General features: G+C 71.9%; 10 protein-coding genes. 6 read left to right on the plus strand and 4 right to left on the minus strand.

Annotation, left to right across the window (positions count from 1 at the left end; genetic code table 11):
- Positions 1-33: 33 nt before the first annotated feature.
- A complete protein-coding gene (pseF, locus tag ASE01_RS07900; RefSeq protein WP_200958779.1) occupies positions 34-762 on the plus strand; it encodes a pseudaminic acid cytidylyltransferase in 729 nt (242 codons plus the stop codon).
- Positions 759-1,844 (plus strand): putative sugar O-methyltransferase, encoded by a 1,086-nt coding sequence (locus ASE01_RS07905; RefSeq protein ID WP_056749629.1) that lies wholly within the window; start codon positions 759-761, stop codon positions 1,842-1,844. The genes pseF and ASE01_RS07905 overlap by 4 nt, the downstream gene beginning before the upstream one ends.
- A 24-nt stretch (positions 1,845-1,868) precedes the next feature.
- Here ASE01_RS07905 and ASE01_RS07910 read toward each other — a convergent pair whose 3' ends face one another.
- The gene (locus ASE01_RS07910; protein ID WP_056749630.1) at positions 1,869-4,457 is read right to left on the minus strand and encodes a tetratricopeptide repeat protein; all 2,589 of its coding nucleotides are present in this window, start codon (positions 4,455-4,457) and stop codon (positions 1,869-1,871) included.
- A gap of 157 nt (positions 4,458-4,614) precedes the next feature.
- Here ASE01_RS07910 and ASE01_RS07915 point away from each other — a divergent pair, with 157 nt between their 5' ends.
- The gene (locus tag ASE01_RS07915) at positions 4,615-5,781 is read left to right on the plus strand and encodes an ATP-grasp fold amidoligase family protein (RefSeq protein WP_056749631.1); all 1,167 of its coding nucleotides are present in this window, start codon (positions 4,615-4,617) and stop codon (positions 5,779-5,781) included.
- On the opposite strand, the gene ASE01_RS07920 is transcribed toward ASE01_RS07915, so the two are convergent.
- The gene (locus tag ASE01_RS07920) at positions 5,778-7,403 is read right to left on the minus strand and encodes a long-chain-fatty-acid--CoA ligase (RefSeq protein WP_056749632.1); all 1,626 of its coding nucleotides are present in this window, start codon (positions 7,401-7,403) and stop codon (positions 5,778-5,780) included. The genes ASE01_RS07915 and ASE01_RS07920 overlap by 4 nt on opposite strands.
- Before the next feature lie 92 nt (positions 7,404-7,495).
- On the opposite strand from ASE01_RS07920, the gene ASE01_RS07925 reads away from it, so the two are divergent.
- The 3 genes from ASE01_RS07925 to ASE01_RS07935 all read left to right on the plus strand — a co-directional run bounded on the left by ASE01_RS07925 (position 7,496) and on the right by ASE01_RS07935 (position 13,871).
- Complete coding sequence (locus ASE01_RS07925) at positions 7,496-11,362, plus strand: Pls/PosA family non-ribosomal peptide synthetase (protein WP_157537165.1); 3,867 nt, start codon at positions 7,496-7,498, stop codon at positions 11,360-11,362.
- A 10-nt stretch (positions 11,363-11,372) separates the two neighbouring features.
- Positions 11,373-12,680: a M1 family metallopeptidase gene (locus tag ASE01_RS07930; protein WP_056749633.1), complete on the plus strand. Its 1,308-nt coding sequence runs from the start codon at positions 11,373-11,375 to the stop codon at positions 12,678-12,680.
- A 114-nt stretch (positions 12,681-12,794) separates the two neighbouring features.
- Positions 12,795-13,871, plus strand: coding sequence for a GDSL-type esterase/lipase family protein (locus ASE01_RS07935; protein WP_056749634.1), 1,077 nt, complete (start codon positions 12,795-12,797; stop codon positions 13,869-13,871).
- A 14-nt stretch (positions 13,872-13,885) separates the two neighbouring features.
- On the opposite strand, the gene ASE01_RS07940 is transcribed toward ASE01_RS07935, so the two are convergent.
- Together ASE01_RS07940 and ASE01_RS07945 are read right to left on the minus strand one after the other, a co-directional pair.
- Positions 13,886-15,085 (minus strand): FAD-dependent oxidoreductase, encoded by a 1,200-nt coding sequence (locus ASE01_RS07940; protein WP_056749635.1) that lies wholly within the window; start codon positions 15,083-15,085, stop codon positions 13,886-13,888.
- A gap of 33 nt (positions 15,086-15,118) precedes the next feature.
- Entirely contained in the window at positions 15,119-16,408 is a 1,290-nt protein-coding gene (locus ASE01_RS07945) for a citrate synthase (RefSeq protein ID WP_056749636.1), read from the minus strand.
- Between the last annotated feature and the right edge of the window lie 22 nt (positions 16,409-16,430).

Here is a 16,430-nt window from a genome sequence, read left to right on the forward strand (position 1 = left end):
GCCGTCGGACCGGCATGCCCTAGCATCGCTCGGGTGTCGGAAGCCGTCGGAGACGTCAGTGCGTCGGGAGTGGTCGCACTCGTGCCGGCCCGTGGTGGCAGCAAGCGCATCCCCCGCAAGAACATCAAGCCGTTCCGCGGCACGCCCCTGATCGCGCGGGTCGTCGACACGCTCGTCGGCAGCGGGCTCTTCGACCAGGTCGTCGTGTCGACCGACGACGACGAGATCGCGGCCATCGCCGAGGAGGCCGGTGCCCAGGTGCCGTTCCGGCGCCCGCCCGAGCTGTCCGGCGACCACGCGGGGACCCGACCCGTGATCCAGCACGCGATCAACGAGCTCATCGCAGCCGGAGTCGCCGTCGAGGAGCTCTGCGTGTCCTACCCGGCCGCCGTGTTCGTCTCCGGCCAGGACCTGTCCACCGGGCTGGACCTGCTGCGCTCCTCCGACGCCCAGTTCGTGATGACGGCCGCGTCGTTCCCGGCGCCGGTCAAGCGGGCGCTCACCGTTGGCGAGGACGGCCTGGCGCGGATGCTCTGGCCCGAGTTCGCGCTGAGCCGCAGCCAGGACCTCGGCGAGGTCTACCACGACGCAGGGCAGTTCTACTGGGGCACGCGCGACGCCTGGCAGACCGGACCGTCGGTGCTGACCGCGCGCACCGTCCTGCACGTCCTGCCGCACTGGCAGGTGCAGGACATCGACACCCCGGAGGACTGGGAACGGGCCGAGCTGATCCACCAGCTCGCCGAAGGACTCACTCGATGAAGGACAACGCCGTGAAGGGTCTCAGGAAGAAGATGGGGTGGCCGGTGGCCAAGCGCGAGGACGGCGACGACCGCTGGGCCACGATGACCGAGCAGGTCCTGGCGGGCATCGACGACTGCGACCCGTTGTACCGCCCGACGAACTTCTGGGGCCCGGGGGTCGACCGGATCCTCGGGGACATCCGGGACCGCGGCTTCGAGCGCTTCAAGGCGTGGCCGTCGGCCGCGAGCTGGTTCTACCCGCGCTACGGCGACGGGTTCGCCGGTGCCCGGATGAACGAGATGATGGCGGCCTTCGCCGAGCTCCGTCCCGACATCACCGAGAACCGCGTCCGCACGATCCTCGGCGGCTCCCTCGAGGCGCGTCGCGACTTCCACGCCGTCCAGCTGGCGTGGGACCAGGAGCGCTGGCCCTTCGACCTGCTGTCCTTCGGCGAGAGCGAGATCGGTGGCCCGCAGCGGTTCCGCCTCGCCAAGACCGACGTCGGCTGGACCCGCCCCTACCTCAACTACCTGCTCTGCCTCACCGCACTGAGCCGCCACGTCGAGGCGCCGCCCCGCTCCTTCCTGGAGATCGGCGGCGGCTTCGGGGTCCTGGGTGAGATCGTCACCCAGCGCGACCCGGAGGCGCGCTACGTCGACGCCGACATCCCGCCGCTCGTCGTGATCGCTGCGTGGTACCTCGACCAGGTCGGTCCCGGCGCGGTGACGATGCCGAACGACCTGCCCGAGGGGCCCTTCGAGATCGACGCTGTCGGCACCCTGCCGAGCTGGCGCCTGCCCGACCTGCGCACCGACTTCGAGGTCTTCGTCAACTCCTTCTCCTTCCAGGAGATGGAGCCGGACGTGGTGGCCAACTACGCCCGGATCGTCGCGTCCCGCGGCGTCGAGTACGTCGTCTCGCTCAACTCCCGCGGCGGCAAGCGTCGGGCGACGGCCGGCACCGAGGGCGGCGCGATCGAGCCCGTCACCTCGCAGTTCATCGTGGACAGCTTCGCCGAGCACGGGTTCGAGGTGGCTGGCCGCTACGGCGAGCCGCTCGTCCAGTCGGCCGGCGAGCTCGTGGTGCTGCGCCGGAAGTGACCTGACCGGGAAGGGCCCGGGCTCTCAGAGCCCGAGCTCGTCGCGGTGGCCGCGCTGCTCCTCCTCGATGAGGCCGGTGTAGCCCTCCGCGGTGCTCGCGCGCTTGAGCAGGTCGATCGCCCGGGCGACGGACAGGATCGGGAACGAGTCCTCGCTCAAGGTCGTGTAGTCACGCACGTGGAACTCGCGGACGATGAAGCCGGGGATCCCGCGGGCGATGCCCTCGATCAGCGCCGAGGTGCCCATCGAGGTCGACGCGAAGACCATGTTGGGCAGCTCGAGACGCATCGGGTGCTCGTAGACGGGCTTCCAGTCCGCACGCTTGCCGACGGTCTGGAAGAGCCACTGCTCGTGCTCGCCGGTGTAGCCGCGCGGCTTGAAGAACACGTTGACCGGGTGGGTCGAGCGCAGCTCGCCCAGGGCGTCGAACAGGCGCTGGTACTGGTCGCGGTGCGCCTTGGTGTCCATGACCGGCATGTCCCCGAGCGTGGAGCGGCCGCCGAAGATCACCAGCGACAGCGGCACCTGGGGGTCGAACGCACGCGGCGGTGACAGGGTGAGCATCGCGTCCGGTGTGTGCAGCACCTGCTTGTCGGGGAACGCCTCGCGCCACATCTCCACGCCGGTGCGGGTGACGGCGTGGACCTCGTCGAAGGACTCCTCGCGGCGCAGACCGATGTGCACCGGGTTGGTCGAGTGCGGCCAGACGACGACCCGGCCGCCGGCACGCTTCACCGCGTCGCCGACGATCACGCTTTCGGCGTACAGGTGGTCGCCGATGTGGGCCTCGGTGACGCCGCGCTGCTCGAGGTCAGCGCTGGCAGTGGTCGCGAGGTGCTCGAGGAGCGGGAGGGCGACCCGGGCCAGCCAGGTCTCCCAGGTGCCGCCGAGCGGCTCGCCGACCTCGACGCTCGCGTGGGTCGGACGGGGATCGGCGCTGCCGAGGTCGCGTCCCTCGATGCGCGCCACCCGGCTCAGCGGGAACGGCACGGTGGGCAGCAGCTCGGCCTCGGGGTGCAGGCGGGCGGTCGCGACGATCGAGAAGTCCTGCTTGATCGAGCGGTCGTAGGCGAAGTCCTTGACGACCGAGCCGGACTGGTAGACGACCAGGTCGTCGAGCTTGGCAGCGAGCACCCCGGCCCGCCGGATGCCGGCCGGCACCAGGGCCCGCGCGTGGGGGGCTGGGTCCTCGGCGAGGTCGATGCGCGGCGCGATGGCGCGCCAGCCCGGAACGAGGCGGAAGGTGGCGGGCTCGTCGTCGGGCTCCGCGGCCTCGGTGTGGCACAGGAAGGCGTTGCAGCCGAGCTCGAGCAGCGCGAAGTAGAGGATGACGAGGTCCGCGTGGCCCTCGTTGTAGCCGCCGAGGTAGACCCCGGTCAGCTCCGGGACAGCGACGATGACGGGCGCCTCGCCCGCACGACCGGCCAGGTCGGCGGCCAGTCGCACCATCGGGACGACGAGCGCCGACTCCTGGTAGAGGCTGATGACCAGCGCGTCCGCGAGCGTCGTGGCCGGGAGGTGCGGCGGTGCCGCGTACGTCTCGGCGAAGGCGTCGGCGCGCTGCCGGGCCGCGGCGAGGAGGTCGTTGGTGAGGCTCAGCGGCTCGGGCCAGCGGTCCCGCTCGCTGATCTCCTGGACCAGCGGGCCGACGGTGTGCTGGTCGACGTACAGCCCCGAGCGCAGCACGAGGTCGATCGAGGAGTGCTCGGGCACGCGGATCAGGCGGACCGGGCCCAGGCCCCCGTCGGCCGGCGGCGTGTACGACGGCAGTGCCCCCACGACGGCGGAGATGTCCTCCGGCGTGACCGGCAGCTGGCCGTCGTCGCCGACGGTGCCCAGCCGCGCGGCCGCCAGCAGGTGTGCGAGCTCGCGGCTGTCGGGGTGCTCGCGGGTGCCGCGCTCCAGCACCGCCCTGCGGTCGTCCGGAAGTCCAGCGACCGCGAGCGTCATGGCCAGGGCGAGGTGGAAGCCTGCGGTGATCTGCTCGCCGGTCCGGGCCTCGGCGGCGTCGAGGTGGGCGGCGACGTCGTGCCAGGCCGCTTCGTACCAGTCGGCCAGGCCGGAGCGCACCGGCAGCTCGCGCAGGTTGGTGGGGTCGCGCCGTTCCTGTCCGCGCCAGAACCTCGACCACCGGATGGCCGCGGCCTCCCAGTCGCCGTGTGCCATCGCGACGTGGCCGCCCTCCCACAGCGCTGCGGGCCGGGCCGGGAACCGCTCGATGCCCTCGGCGATCGTGGCCGCGGCGCCGTCGATGTCACGGATCCGCCGTTGCGCGTTGGCCGCACTGGCCCAGTCACGGGGCGACAGGTCCTGGGGTGCGGTGCCGATGATCTGCTGCCACCGGGCGACCGCGGCGGGCCAGTCGTTGCGCTTGCCGTCGATGCGGGCCAGTGTCGCGAGCAGCTGGGTGTCGCCGGCGCGGGTCGACAGCGCCTGCTCGATGACCTGCTGTGCCTCGTCGAGCGAGCCTGCCTCGACCAGGTCGCGGGTCAGCTGCAGCGCCGCGGTGCGCTCGGGATCCTCGTCGACCTCGTCGACAGGTGTCGCCTGAGGAGGCCGGACGCGCTGCTTGACCCGTCCGGCGAACTCCCGGATCGATCGCCTGGACGACATGTCTCGTGGGGTCCTTCCGCTGATGACCACGGGCCGCGTCAGGATATCCCCGCTCGGTCGGGAGAGCGTCCGAGGAGTGCCGTTCTGGTGAACCTTCTGCGGGAGCGGGCCGCTCCGGCCATACTCGGTCCCGTTCCAGGCCGACGAAGGAGAGCTGATGAGCGTCCGTGGCTCCGCGGGTGCGAGACCCGAGCGGCGACCCGTCCGGCCGGTGCTGCGCCGCAGGGTCGACCCGCCGACGCCGGCGCAGGCCGACCTCGCGCTGTTGCGCCGCCTGAAGGACGCGCGCCGTGACGTCCAGCAGGCCGCTGCCGACCTCGGGGCCGCCCGCGGCGAGGATCCGGATCGCTACTACGCCTTCATCGCCGAGCTCGGTCCGGACGAGCTCAGCCACCCCGACGTCAACCACCTCGCCCGCCGCCAGGAACTCGTCGCCGCCGACTCCTTCTGGCGCAAGGTCGTCGAGCGGCGGCGCAAGAAGCAGCTCGGCACGCTGCCGGAGAAGTACCTCGGCCTCACGAAGTCCGGCGACCTCGACTTCGTCAACCGGCTCGGCCTGCCGACGGCCCGGGTGAGCTACGACGGGCCGTACGACGGCCTGCGTGACCACGTGCGCCCGGGCAGCGTGGTCAAGCCCCACGGCGCGGCCGGGGCCAACGGCGCCTTCTACGTCTTCGACCTCGACCACATCGTCTCGATCGCCACCTCCGAGCGGCTCGGCTCGGTGGAGGAGATGCTGGCCGTCGCCACCGTCCAGCTGGAGCGCTGGGGTGGCCCGGCGACCGACCAGTGGCAGGTCCAGGACCTGGTGCTGGGGCGTGACGGCCTGCCGGCCCGGGACCTCAAGTTCTTCTGCTTCTACGGGCGGATCGGGCTGATCATGGAGATCGCCCGCTACCCCGAGGTCGGCTACGCCTACTTCAGCGGCGCGACGCTCCGACCGGTCCGCGGCGGCAACCCCGGGCGTCCGCGGATCTCGCCGGCGCTGGGCACGCTCACCGACTCCGGTGGGGTGAGCGAGGAGATGTTCGAGCGGGTGCGGACGCTGAGCAGGCAGATCCCGGCGCCGTTCGTCCGGATCGACTTCCACGCGGGGGCCGACGAGCTCGTCTTCTGCGAGTTCTCCGCCGGTCCGGGCCGCGCCGACCTGATGCCGAAGGGCTTCGACGCCAGCCTGGGCCGGCTCTACCACCGCGCCGAGATCGAGCTCTTCAACGACGTCCTGGCCGGCAAGGACTTCCCGCACTGGCAGGCCTTCCACACCGACCAGCTCGAGGTGCGCCGTCTCGCGGCCGAGCAGGCCGAGCAGGCCGGGACGCGCTAGACCTGCCGCTCCCGCGCCTCCCAGTACGGCTTGCGCAGCTCCCGCTTCAGGATCTTGCCCGTGGGATTGCGGGGGAGCGCCTCGATGACGTCGATGCTGCGCGGCGCCTTGAAGCGGGCGAGGCGCTCGCGCGTCCACTCGATGAGCTCGGTCTCGCTGGTGTCGCAGCCCTCCTTGAGCGCGACGACGGCCTTGACCGACTCGCCCCAGGTGTCGTCGGGCACACCGATCACGGCGACCTCCAGGACGCTCGGGTGCTCCGAGAGGACCCGCTCGACCTCGGGTGAGTACACGTTCTCGCCGCCCGTGATGATCATGTCCTTGAGCCGGTCGGAGACGAAGACGTAGCCGTCCTCGTCGACGTGGCCCATGTCGCCGGTGCGGAACCAGCCGTCGGGGGTGATCGCCTCGGCGGTGGCCTCGGGCTTGTTGAGGAAGCCCTTCATCAGCTGCGGGGTGCGCAGCCACAGCTCGCCGTGCTCGCCCTGGTCGACGTCCTCCATCGTGGCCGGATCGACGATCCGGACCTCGCAGCCGGGCACCGGCTTACCCGCCGAGACCAGGCGCTCGGGGTGGCCGTCGGCCTCGGCGTTGCGGTGGTCCTCGGGCATCAGGTGGGTGGCGACACCGGAGACCTCGGTCAGTCCGTAGACCTGGATGAAGTCGGTGTCGGGCCACGCCTCCATCGCGGCGCGCAGCAGCGGCGGCGGCATCGGTGCGGCGCCGTACGTGTAGGTCTTGAGCGCACCGAACAGCTTCACGGCATCGCCGCCGAGCTGCAGGACCTGGGCGAGCACCGCCGGGACCAGGAAGGTCCGGTTCGCGCCGGCCAGGATCGCGCCGACGAGCGAGGCGGCGTCCGGCTCACGGGTCATCACGCTGGGGATGCCGTCGTGGATGCCGAACAGGACGTACGACGAGCCGCCGACGTGGAAGAGCGGCATCGCCACCATCGACTTGTCGCCGGGATCGAATCCCCAGCCGTCATGGGCATTGATCGTGTGGCTGACCATGTTGCGATGGGTCAGCATGACCCCCTTGGGGCGGCCGGTCGTGCCGGACGAGTACATCACCAGGCAGACGTCGTCCTCGACCACGTCGGGGCCGTCGTCGCACGGTGTCGCGGCCGCCAGGAACTGCTCGTAGGCGTCGCCCTCGGCGCCGTCGGGGGTGACCTCGATGATCGTGTGGACGTTCGGCAGCCGGTCGCGGATGGCCTCGATGGTCGGCATCAGCTCGCGGCCGACGAAGAGCACCTTGGCACCCGAGTCGTTGACGGCGTAGTCGATCTCGTCTCCGGCGGAGCGCCAGTTGATGATCGCGTTGGCCGCGCCGATGGACCCGGCGGCGAGGCTGATCTCCACGCACGCAGGGTGGTTCTTGTCGAGGAAGGACACCACGTCGCCTCGAGCGATGCCGAGGTCGCGCAGGCCGCCGGCGGCCCGGTGCACGCGGTCGTGCCACTCCGCCCAGGTCCAGGACCGCTCGAGGTAGGTCATCGCCTCGGCGTCGGGCGTGGCCTCGGCCCAGTAGTTGAGCCGGTCCTCGACGTACGTCGGCTCGGGCGGGTTCGCCGGAGGCCAGGCTCGGTGGGTGGACGGGGGCGTCGTTGTCGCGCTCACCCCGCCGATTGTGGCCCACATCACAAGCCCGCACAACGGAGCACTCGCGCTCCGGCCACCCTCCGTTCACCTGCATCGACAACGATGGAGAGGTGAATGGCCCTGTCTCCCCCCTGCTCCGCGGAGACCAGGCACCTGATCCACGGACCCTCGTCGACGTCTTCCGTCGTACGGCGGCGGACCTCCCGGACGCGATCGCGCTCGACAGCGGCAACGACACCGTGACCTACGCCGAGTTCGCGGAGGCCGCGACGGTGGTGGCCGGCGACCTCGCCGAACTCGGCATCGGTCCCGGCAGCACGGTCGGCGTACGACTGCCGTCCGGCACCACCGACCTCTACGTGGCGATCATGGGCATCCTCTTCGCCGGTGCCGCCTACGTCCCGGTCGACGCGGACGACCCCGAGGAGCGGGCCCGCCTGGTCTTCGGGGAGGCGGACGTCGCCGCGATCATCGGGACGGGCCTGGCCATCGAGTCGCGCCGCGAGGCCGCGCCGATCACCCGCCGCGACCCGACGGTCGACGACGACGCCTGGGTGATCTTCACGTCCGGCTCGACCGGCACGCCCAAGGGCGTCGCGGTCACCCACCGCAGCGCGGCGGCCTTCGTCGACGCCGAGGCCGGGATGTTCCTCCAGGACGATCCGATCGGCCCCGCCGACCGGGTGATGGCCGGTCTCAGCGTCGCCTTCGACGCGAGCTGCGAGGAGATGTGGCTGGCCTGGCGGTACGGCGCCTGCCTGGTCCCGGCGCCCAGGGCGCTGGTGCGCAGCGGTGTCGACGTCGGCCCCTGGCTCACCGCCAACGCGATCACCATCGTCTCCACCGTGCCCACCCTGGTCAGCCTGTGGCCCGACGACGCCCTGGAACGGGTCCGGATGGTCATCCTCGGCGGCGAGGCGTTGCCGCCGGAGGTCGCGGCCCGCCTGGTCCGCGAGGGCCGCGAGGTCTGGAACACCTACGGTCCGACCGAGGCCACCGTCGTCGCCTGCGGCGCGCTGGTGAGTGCCGAGGGACCGGTGCGGATCGGCCTGCCGCTCGCCGGCTGGGACCTCGTCGTCGTCGACGCCGCGGGCCACCCGGTTGCCGAGGGCGAGCGCGGCGAGCTGATCATCGGCGGTGTCGGCCTCGCCCGCTACCTCGACCCGGTCAAGGACGCCGAGAAGTACGCCCCGATGCCCACCCTCGGCTGGGACCGCGCCTACCGCAGCGGCGACATCGTCGTGAACGACCCGGTGGGCCTGCTCTTCGCCGGCCGCGCCGACGACCAGGTCAAGCTCGGTGGCCGTCGCATCGAGCTGGGCGAGATCGACTCGGCCCTGCTCGCGCTGCCCGGCGTCACCGCCGCGGCCGCAGCCGTGCGTCGTACGACGACGGGCAACCAGCTCCTCGTCGGCTACCTCACGGCCGGCGACGGGTACGACGCCGCGGCCGCGACCGCCCACCTGCGGGCCACCATGCCGGCCGCGCTCGTGCCGCGCCTCGCCGTCGTCGACGACATCCCGACCCGGATCTCCGGCAAGGTCGACCGCGACGCGCTGCCCTGGCCGCTGGCCTCCGCCGACCCGGCCGACGTCGGGCTGCACGGGACGTCCGCAGTGATCGCGGAGGTCTGGCAGAAGGTGATCGGATCGGCACCCGACGGGGCCGCGTCGGACTTCTTCGACCTCGGCGGCGGCAGTCTGACCGCTGCGCAGGTGGTGACGCTGCTGCGCGCCGATCACCCCGACCTGACCGTGGCCGACCTCTACGAGCACTCGAGCGTGGGCGCCCTCGCCTCCTTCCTCGACGCGCTCGGCCCGACCGCGCTGACCGAGCAGACCCGCAAGGTGATGCCGATCCCGCGCAAGACCCAGCTCGGCCAGGTCGTCGCGGTGCCGTTGTTGCGCGCCCTCGCCGCCCCGCGCTGGATCGCCGGGCTGCTGGTCGTCTCCCGCCTCGCCCACGACCTGCTCGACATGGCCTGGGTCCCGGCGCCGCCCTGGTGGGTGGTGCTGCTCCTGCTCGCGGTGTTCGTGAGCCCCCCGGGCCGCATGCTGGTGGCGGCCAAGCTGGCGCGGGCCGTGCTGGCCGGGGTGCAGCCGGGCTCCTATCCGCGCGGCGGCAAGGTGCACCTGCGGATCTGGGCGGCCGAGCGGCTGGCCGACGAGCTCGGTGCCACCAGGCTCGCCGGGGCGCCGTACATCACGTGGTACGCCCGGCTCCTCGGCGCGAAGGTCGCGCGCGGAGCCGACCTGCACTCGCTGCCGCCGATCACCGGACACCTCACCGTCGGCAAGGGCGCCTCCATCGAGCCCGAGGTCGACCTCACCGGCTACTGGATCGACGGTGACACCCTCCACGTCGGCGGCATCCGGGTCGGTCGACGGGCCCGGGTCGGCACGCGGTCGATGCTCTGCCCCGACGCGGTCGTCGGGGACGACGCCGAGGTGGCGCCGGGATCGGCGGTGTTCGGGACCGTGCCCTCCGGTGAGTTCTGGTCCGGTGCGCCCGCGACCCGTGCCAGCTCGGCTGCGCGCGGCCCGTGGGCCGAGCGCCCGCTGGCGACGCGCGGCGCGCTGCGCGCCTGGACCGTGTCGTACGCCGCCGTGGCGGCCGGCCTCGCGCTGCTCCCCTCCGCGGCGATCCTGCTCGCGATGCTGCCGGTCCTGCTGTTGTCGGGGGTCGAGGACGCCGACGGTCCCGCCGAGGCCGCGCGCGCACTCCTGCCGTGGCTGCTGCCCGCCGTCGCGCTCGGTGCGGTCCTGCTCGCCGTCCTGGTCCTGCTCGTGGTGCGTCTGCTCGGCCGGGGGGTCCGGGCCGGTGCCCATTCCCTGCAGAGCCGTGCGGCACTGTGCATCTGGGCGACGACGAGGGTCCTGGACGAGGCGCGGACCTGGCTCTTCGGTCTCTACAGCTCGCAGCTCACGCCGATCTGGCTGCGACTGCTCGGCGCCCGGATCGGGGCCGACGTGGAGGCATCGACGGTGCTGATGATCCCGTCGCTGACCACGGTCGGCGACCAGGCGTTCCTCGCCGACGACACGCTCATCGGTGGCTACGAGCTCGGCGGCGGCTGGCTGCGCGCCGAGCGGGTCAAGGTCGGCAAGAGGGCCTTCGTCGGCAACTCGGCCATGGCCGCGCCCGGCCGCAAGGTGCCCAAGCGTTCACTGGTCGCCGTGCTGTCGGCCGCACCGGCGCGCGGCACCGTCAAGGCGGGGGAGTCCTGGCTCGGCAGCCCGCCCGCCCCGTTGCGCCGCGCCGAGCAGGGCTCGGCCGACGAGCGCACCTATGCGCCGCCCACGCGGCTCAAGGTGGCGCGGGCGTGCTGGGAGATCGCCCGACTCCTCCCCGTCGCGCTGTCCGTGGCCCTGCACGCGCTGGTGCTCCTCGGAGCACTCGCCGCGTGGCAGGAGCACGGCGTCGTGGCCGGCCTGGTCGCCGTACCCCTCCTGCTCTGGGTGGCCGGCGCCCTCGCCGCCGTCGTGGCGATCGCGGCCAAGTGGCTGCTCGTCGGCAGGGTCCGGGCCGGCACCCACCCGCTCTGGAGCTCGTTCGTCTGGCGCAACGAGCTCGCCGACACCTTCGTCGAGGTGCTCGCGACGCCGTGGTTCGCCGGACTGGCGACCGGATCGCCCTGGATCACCGCGTGGTTCCGGGCGATGGGGGCGCGGGTCGGTCGCGGCGTGTGGTGCGAGTCGTACTGGCTTCCCGAGCCCGACCTCGTCGAGCTCGGCGACGGCGCGACCGTCAACCAGGGCAGCGTCGTGCAGACCCACCTCTTCCACGACCGGCTGCTCGCGACCGACGGTGTCCGCCTGCACCGGGGAGCGACCCTCGGGCCCAACTCCGTCGTGCTGCCTGCCGCCTCGCTGGGCCGGCACGCTACCGTCGGCCCGGTGTCACTGGTGATGAGGGGCGAGACCGTTCCCGAGAAGACGCGCTGGATCGGCAACCCGATCGGCCCCTGGGCCGACTAGGAAGAGTGCCGTGCCCCATCTGCCGACAGCAGACCCCTATCTCCCCGGACACGGCGACCCGTCGTACGCCGTCCGTCACTACGACCTCGACCTGGCCTACGTCCTGGAGGGCAACCGGCTGCGCGGCACGGCCACGCTGGAGGTCACCGTCCTCGAGGAGACCGCGCGCCTGGTCCTCGACCTCGCCCACCTCGAGGCGACCAAGGTGCGCGTGGACGGAGCGCGGCTGAAGAAGTGGTCGGCCCGCCAGGACCGCCTGGTGCTGCAGCTGGACCGCGCGGTCGCGGCCGACACCGAGCTCACCGTCACCATCGCCTACGCCGGCGTGCCCCGTCCGACCATGGACGAGCACCACGAGGACGCCGGCTGGGAGGAGCTGACCGACGGCGTCATCGTCGCCGGCCAACCCCACGGTGCGCCGACCTGGTTCCCCTGCAACGACCGGCCCGACGACAAGGCCACCTACCGCACCGCGATCGCCGCGCCCTCGGGCTACACGGTGGTCGCCAACGGTCTCCTGGTCGACCGGCGGCGCGGGGCGAGCGGCGAGACCTGGACCTACGTGATGGACCGGCCGATGGCGACCTACCTCGCCACCGCGCAGATCGGGCGCTACGTCGTGACCGACCACGACACCCGCCCGCCGGTCGCCACGGTGGCACCGCCGGACGTCGACCTGGAGGGGTCCTTCGACCAGCAGGGCGCGATGCTCGCCTACTTCGAGACCGTCTTCGGGCCCTACCCGTTCGACGCCTACACCGCTGTCATCACCGACGACGAGCTCGAGATCCCCCTCGAGAGCCAGGGTCTGTCGACCTTCGGCCGCAACTTCTGCACGGCCGACTGGTCCCATGTGCGACTGGTGGCCCACGAGCTGGCGCACCAGTGGTTCGGCAACGCCGTGACCCTCGCGCGCTGGCAGGACATCTGGCTGCACGAAGGATTCGCCTGCTACAGCGAATGGCTCTGGTCCGAGGAGTCCGGTGGTCCGCGCAGCTGCGACGGCTGGGCCCGGCACCACCACGAGCGGCTCGCCGACGACGAGCAGGACCTGCTGCTCGCCGACCCCGGCGCGGCCCTGATGTTCGACGACCGGGTCTACAAGCGCGGTGCGCTGACGCTGCACGCGCTGCGCGCCGATCTCGGCGACGACGCCTTCTTCGACCTGCTGCAGGCCTGGGTGGCGGCGTACGACGGCCGGTCGGCCACCACCGAGGAGTTCCTCACCTTCGCCTCGGAACGCACCGGCACCGACGTCGCGGCGCTGCTCCACCCGTGGCTGTTCGAGACCGGGCTGCCGGCGTACCCGGCAGGGTGACCTGACGCGAAAAGGCCGCGAAGCCGATCCGGATCACCTAACATCACCGAGTCCTCTGAATGCCCTCGATCGTGGCGCTGGAGCAGGGCGTTTGATCAGGGGGGACCTGGGACGATGTGGCATCGCTTCTCCATTGCGGCGGCGGGAGCGCTTCTGGCGCTCCTGGCCTCGACGGCTCCCGTCACGCCTGCGCCCGCTGCCTCGGGTGCCGTGGCTGCCGAGGCGGCCAGCCCGACCCGGATCCTGATCGTCGGCGACTCGATCACCCAGGGGCGCGGGAAGTCCGGCCCGTCGGGCGGCTACTCCTGGCGCTACTTCCTCTGGAAGCGGTTCGTCGCCGCCGGTGCCCAGGGCACGGTCGACCTCGTCGGCAACAAGACCGGACCGGCACTGTCGATGACCGCCGCCTCGCAGGACCCGTCGCGCTACACCGACCCCAACTTCGACTACAACCACGCCGGGGTCGCCGGGGCCACCCTGGGTGAGCCCGACCCGTCGATCGGCTACCTGTCGATCGGCACGCTCGTGCACCGCTACCAGCCCGGCATCATCGTGGCCCTGTGGGGGACCAACGACCTGCGCGAGGGCCGCACGCCGGCCCAGGTGATCGCCTCCTACACCCGTTGGCTGCTCCAGGCGCGGGCGCAGAACCCCGACGTGGACATCGTGATCGGGCGACTGGCCTGGACGTGGATGTCGCGCGACGTCGCCCGCCTCAACGAGCTGCTGCCGCGCTTCGCCGCGGCCTACTCGACCTCACGCTCGAGGATCGTGCTCGCCCAGATGCGTGACCCCTACAGCCGGGCCGACACCTACGACGACCTCCACCCGATCCGCCGCGGCGAGGAGAAGATCGCCTCGATGATGGCGTCCTCCCTGCAGGCGCTGGGCCTCTCGATCCAGGCCAACCCGATCCTGGCGGGCAACATCTTCGCCCCCGCCCGTCGACCCGCCACGCCCACCCTGCGGCTGCGGCGCGACGGCTCCCACGTCGTGGCCCGCTGGAGCGAGCGGGCCCGCGCGACGTCGTACACGTTGCGGTGCAACGGGGTCGACCGCACCTACGCCCATCCCCGAGTCTCGGTGACGATGCGCAACAACGGAGCGGTGACCTGCCGGGTCCGTGCCACCAACCTCTACGCCGGGTCGAGCGAGTGGAGTCCGGCCGTCCGGGTCGCGCGTCGCCGCTGACCTCGGCTGCGGGGTCAGGGAAGTCGCCACACCCGTCGCGGTGAGGTCCGGTCGCCGCTGAGCGTGCCGGCGAGGAGTCGCGGCACGCCGGGGGTGCGCGCCACCAGCGGAGCGAGTGCGTCGCGGGGGAGAGCGAGGGCACTCAGGTCGCTCTGGAAGACCGGCATCATCAGGCGCGTCCACCACTGGTACCACCGCACGTGCGCGCGGCGCTGGTCGTCGTACCACTCCAGGGCGGCCGTGAGACCGTCCTTCCCGCGGTCCAGGGCTGCGGCGAGGGTCCAGGCGTCCGCGAGGGCCAGCGAGGTGCCGGCGCCCAGCTGCGGGCTCATCGCGTGCGCCGCGTCGCCGAGGAGCACGCCGGCGCTGCGGCCGCCGCCGACGATGCGGTACGACGAGCGCACCCTCACCGAGCGGTACGTCGCCGGGAGCAGCTCGGTCACCGCATCGAGGAGCGGGGCATGCGGCCCGGCGAGCGGGCGGGCCCGTTCCCGCCATGCGTCGAGCCCGGCGGCGAGCACGCCGTCCATCTCCTCGACGCGCTCGGACCAGAACAGCGACGCCCGGTCGCGCCCGGTCGGCAGGACTCCCAGGTAGCGGCGGGTCCCGTCCATCCGCTGGTAGAGCGTGTCGCCGCACTGCCCGGCGTCCGGGACCACCGCCCAGAGCGCGCCGTAGCCGTAGGGCCGGTCCCGGGCGGTCAGCCCCAGCGAGTCCCGCACGCGGGAGCGGGCGCCGTCGCCGCCGACGACGAGGTCGAAGCGGCCCAGGTCGCGGGCATCGGGTCCGCCCGGGTCCTCCACCGTGATGGCGATGCCGCCGGTGCGGGGCTCGACGGAGGTGACGCGAGCCCCCAGCTCCAGCCGGATCCCGCGCTCCCTGACGGCGGCGAACATCAGGCTGAACAGGTCGCCGCGGTGCAGGCCCAGCGCCGGTGTGGAGCCCGGCAGGGCGTCGTACCCGATGTCGGCGAGGAGGCGCCCGCCCCGGCCCTCCATCCGCACCCGGCTGACCTCGCGCGACACCTGGTGCAGGGGAGCCAGCAGGTCGAGCCGGTCCAGCACCTGCTGGCCGAGGGCCTGCAACCAGATCCCGGCACCCACGGGCCGCGGGTCCTCGGCCTGCTCGACGAGGCACACGTCGTGGCCGCGGTCGAAAAGCAGACAGGCCGTGGCGGCCCCGGCAGCACCGAGGCCGACCACGGCCACACGCATCTGGCGCCCCTCAGGACCGACGCGTCGTCAGGTTCAGGCCCAGCGCTCTTCGGCCGAGACGAAGTCGAGCGTCCGCGGGCCGGTGTAGATCTGCTTGGGGCGAGCGATCTTCTGCTCCTTGTCCTGGACGAGCTCCAGCCACTGCGCGAGCCAGCCGGGAGCCCGGCCGATCGCGAAGAGGACGGTGAACATCTCGGGCGGGAACTCCAGGGCCTCGTAGATCAGGCCGGAGTAGAAGTCCACGTTGGGGTAGAGCTTGCGCTTGATGAAGTACTCGTCCTCGAGCGCGATCTTCTCGAGCTCCTTGGCGACGGCGAGGAGCGGGTTGACCCCGGTGACCTCGAAGACGTCGTCGCAGGCCTTCTTGATGATCTTGGCGCGCGGGTCGAAGTTCTTGTAGACCCGGTGGCCGAAGCCCATCAGGCGCTCTTCGCCGTTCTTGACGCCCTCGATGAACGCAGGGATGTTCTCGACGGTGCCGATGCGGCGCAGCATCTTCAGCACGGCCTCGTTGGCGCCACCGTGCAGCGGGCCGAACAGGGCGCCGATGCCGGCGGCGACGGCGGAGTAGGGGTCGACCTGCGAGGAGCCCACCGAGCGGACGGCGTTGGTCGAGCAGTTCTGCTCGTGGTCGGCGTGCAGGATGAACAGCACGTCGAGCGCCTTCGCGATCCGCGGGTCGGCGGCGTACTTCGTCTCGCTCATCTTGAAGAGCATCGAGAGGAAGTTCTCGGCGTAGGACAGCTCGTTGTCCGGGTAGACGTAGGGCTTGCCCTGCGCGTGGCGGAACGACCAGGCGCCGAGGGTCGGCATCTTGGCGATCATCCGCACGATCTGGATGTGGCGGTTGTCCGGGTCGTCGATGCGGCTCGACTCGGGGTAGAAAGTGGAAAGGGCCCCGACCGACGCCATCAGCATCCCCATCGGGTGCGCGTCGTACCGGAACCCCTGCATGAAGCCCTTCACGTTCTCGTGCACGAACGTGTGGAAGGTGATCTCGTGGACCCAGGCTTCGTACTGCTCCTTGGAGGGCAGGTCGCCGTGGATCAGGAGATAGGCCACCTCGAGGAAGTTGGACTTCTCCGCGAGCTGCTCGATCGGGTAGCCGCGGTACTCGAGGATGCCCTTCTCTCCATCGATGTAGGTGATGGAGCTTCGGCACGAGGCGGTGTTGACGAAGCCGGGGTCGTAGGTCGCGAGACCCGGCTCCTCGTCGTTGAGCTTGATCTGCCCGAGGTCGGCGGCCTTGATGGTGCCGTCGACGATCGGGATCTCGTACTCCGCGCCCGTCCGGTTGTCGCGTACGGTCAGGGATTCAGTCACCCTGCCAACCTAGTCGGAGACG

Source organism: Nocardioides sp. Root190, assembly GCF_001428565.1.
In the GTDB taxonomy this organism is placed as follows: Bacteria; Actinomycetota; Actinomycetes; order Propionibacteriales; family Nocardioidaceae; genus Nocardioides.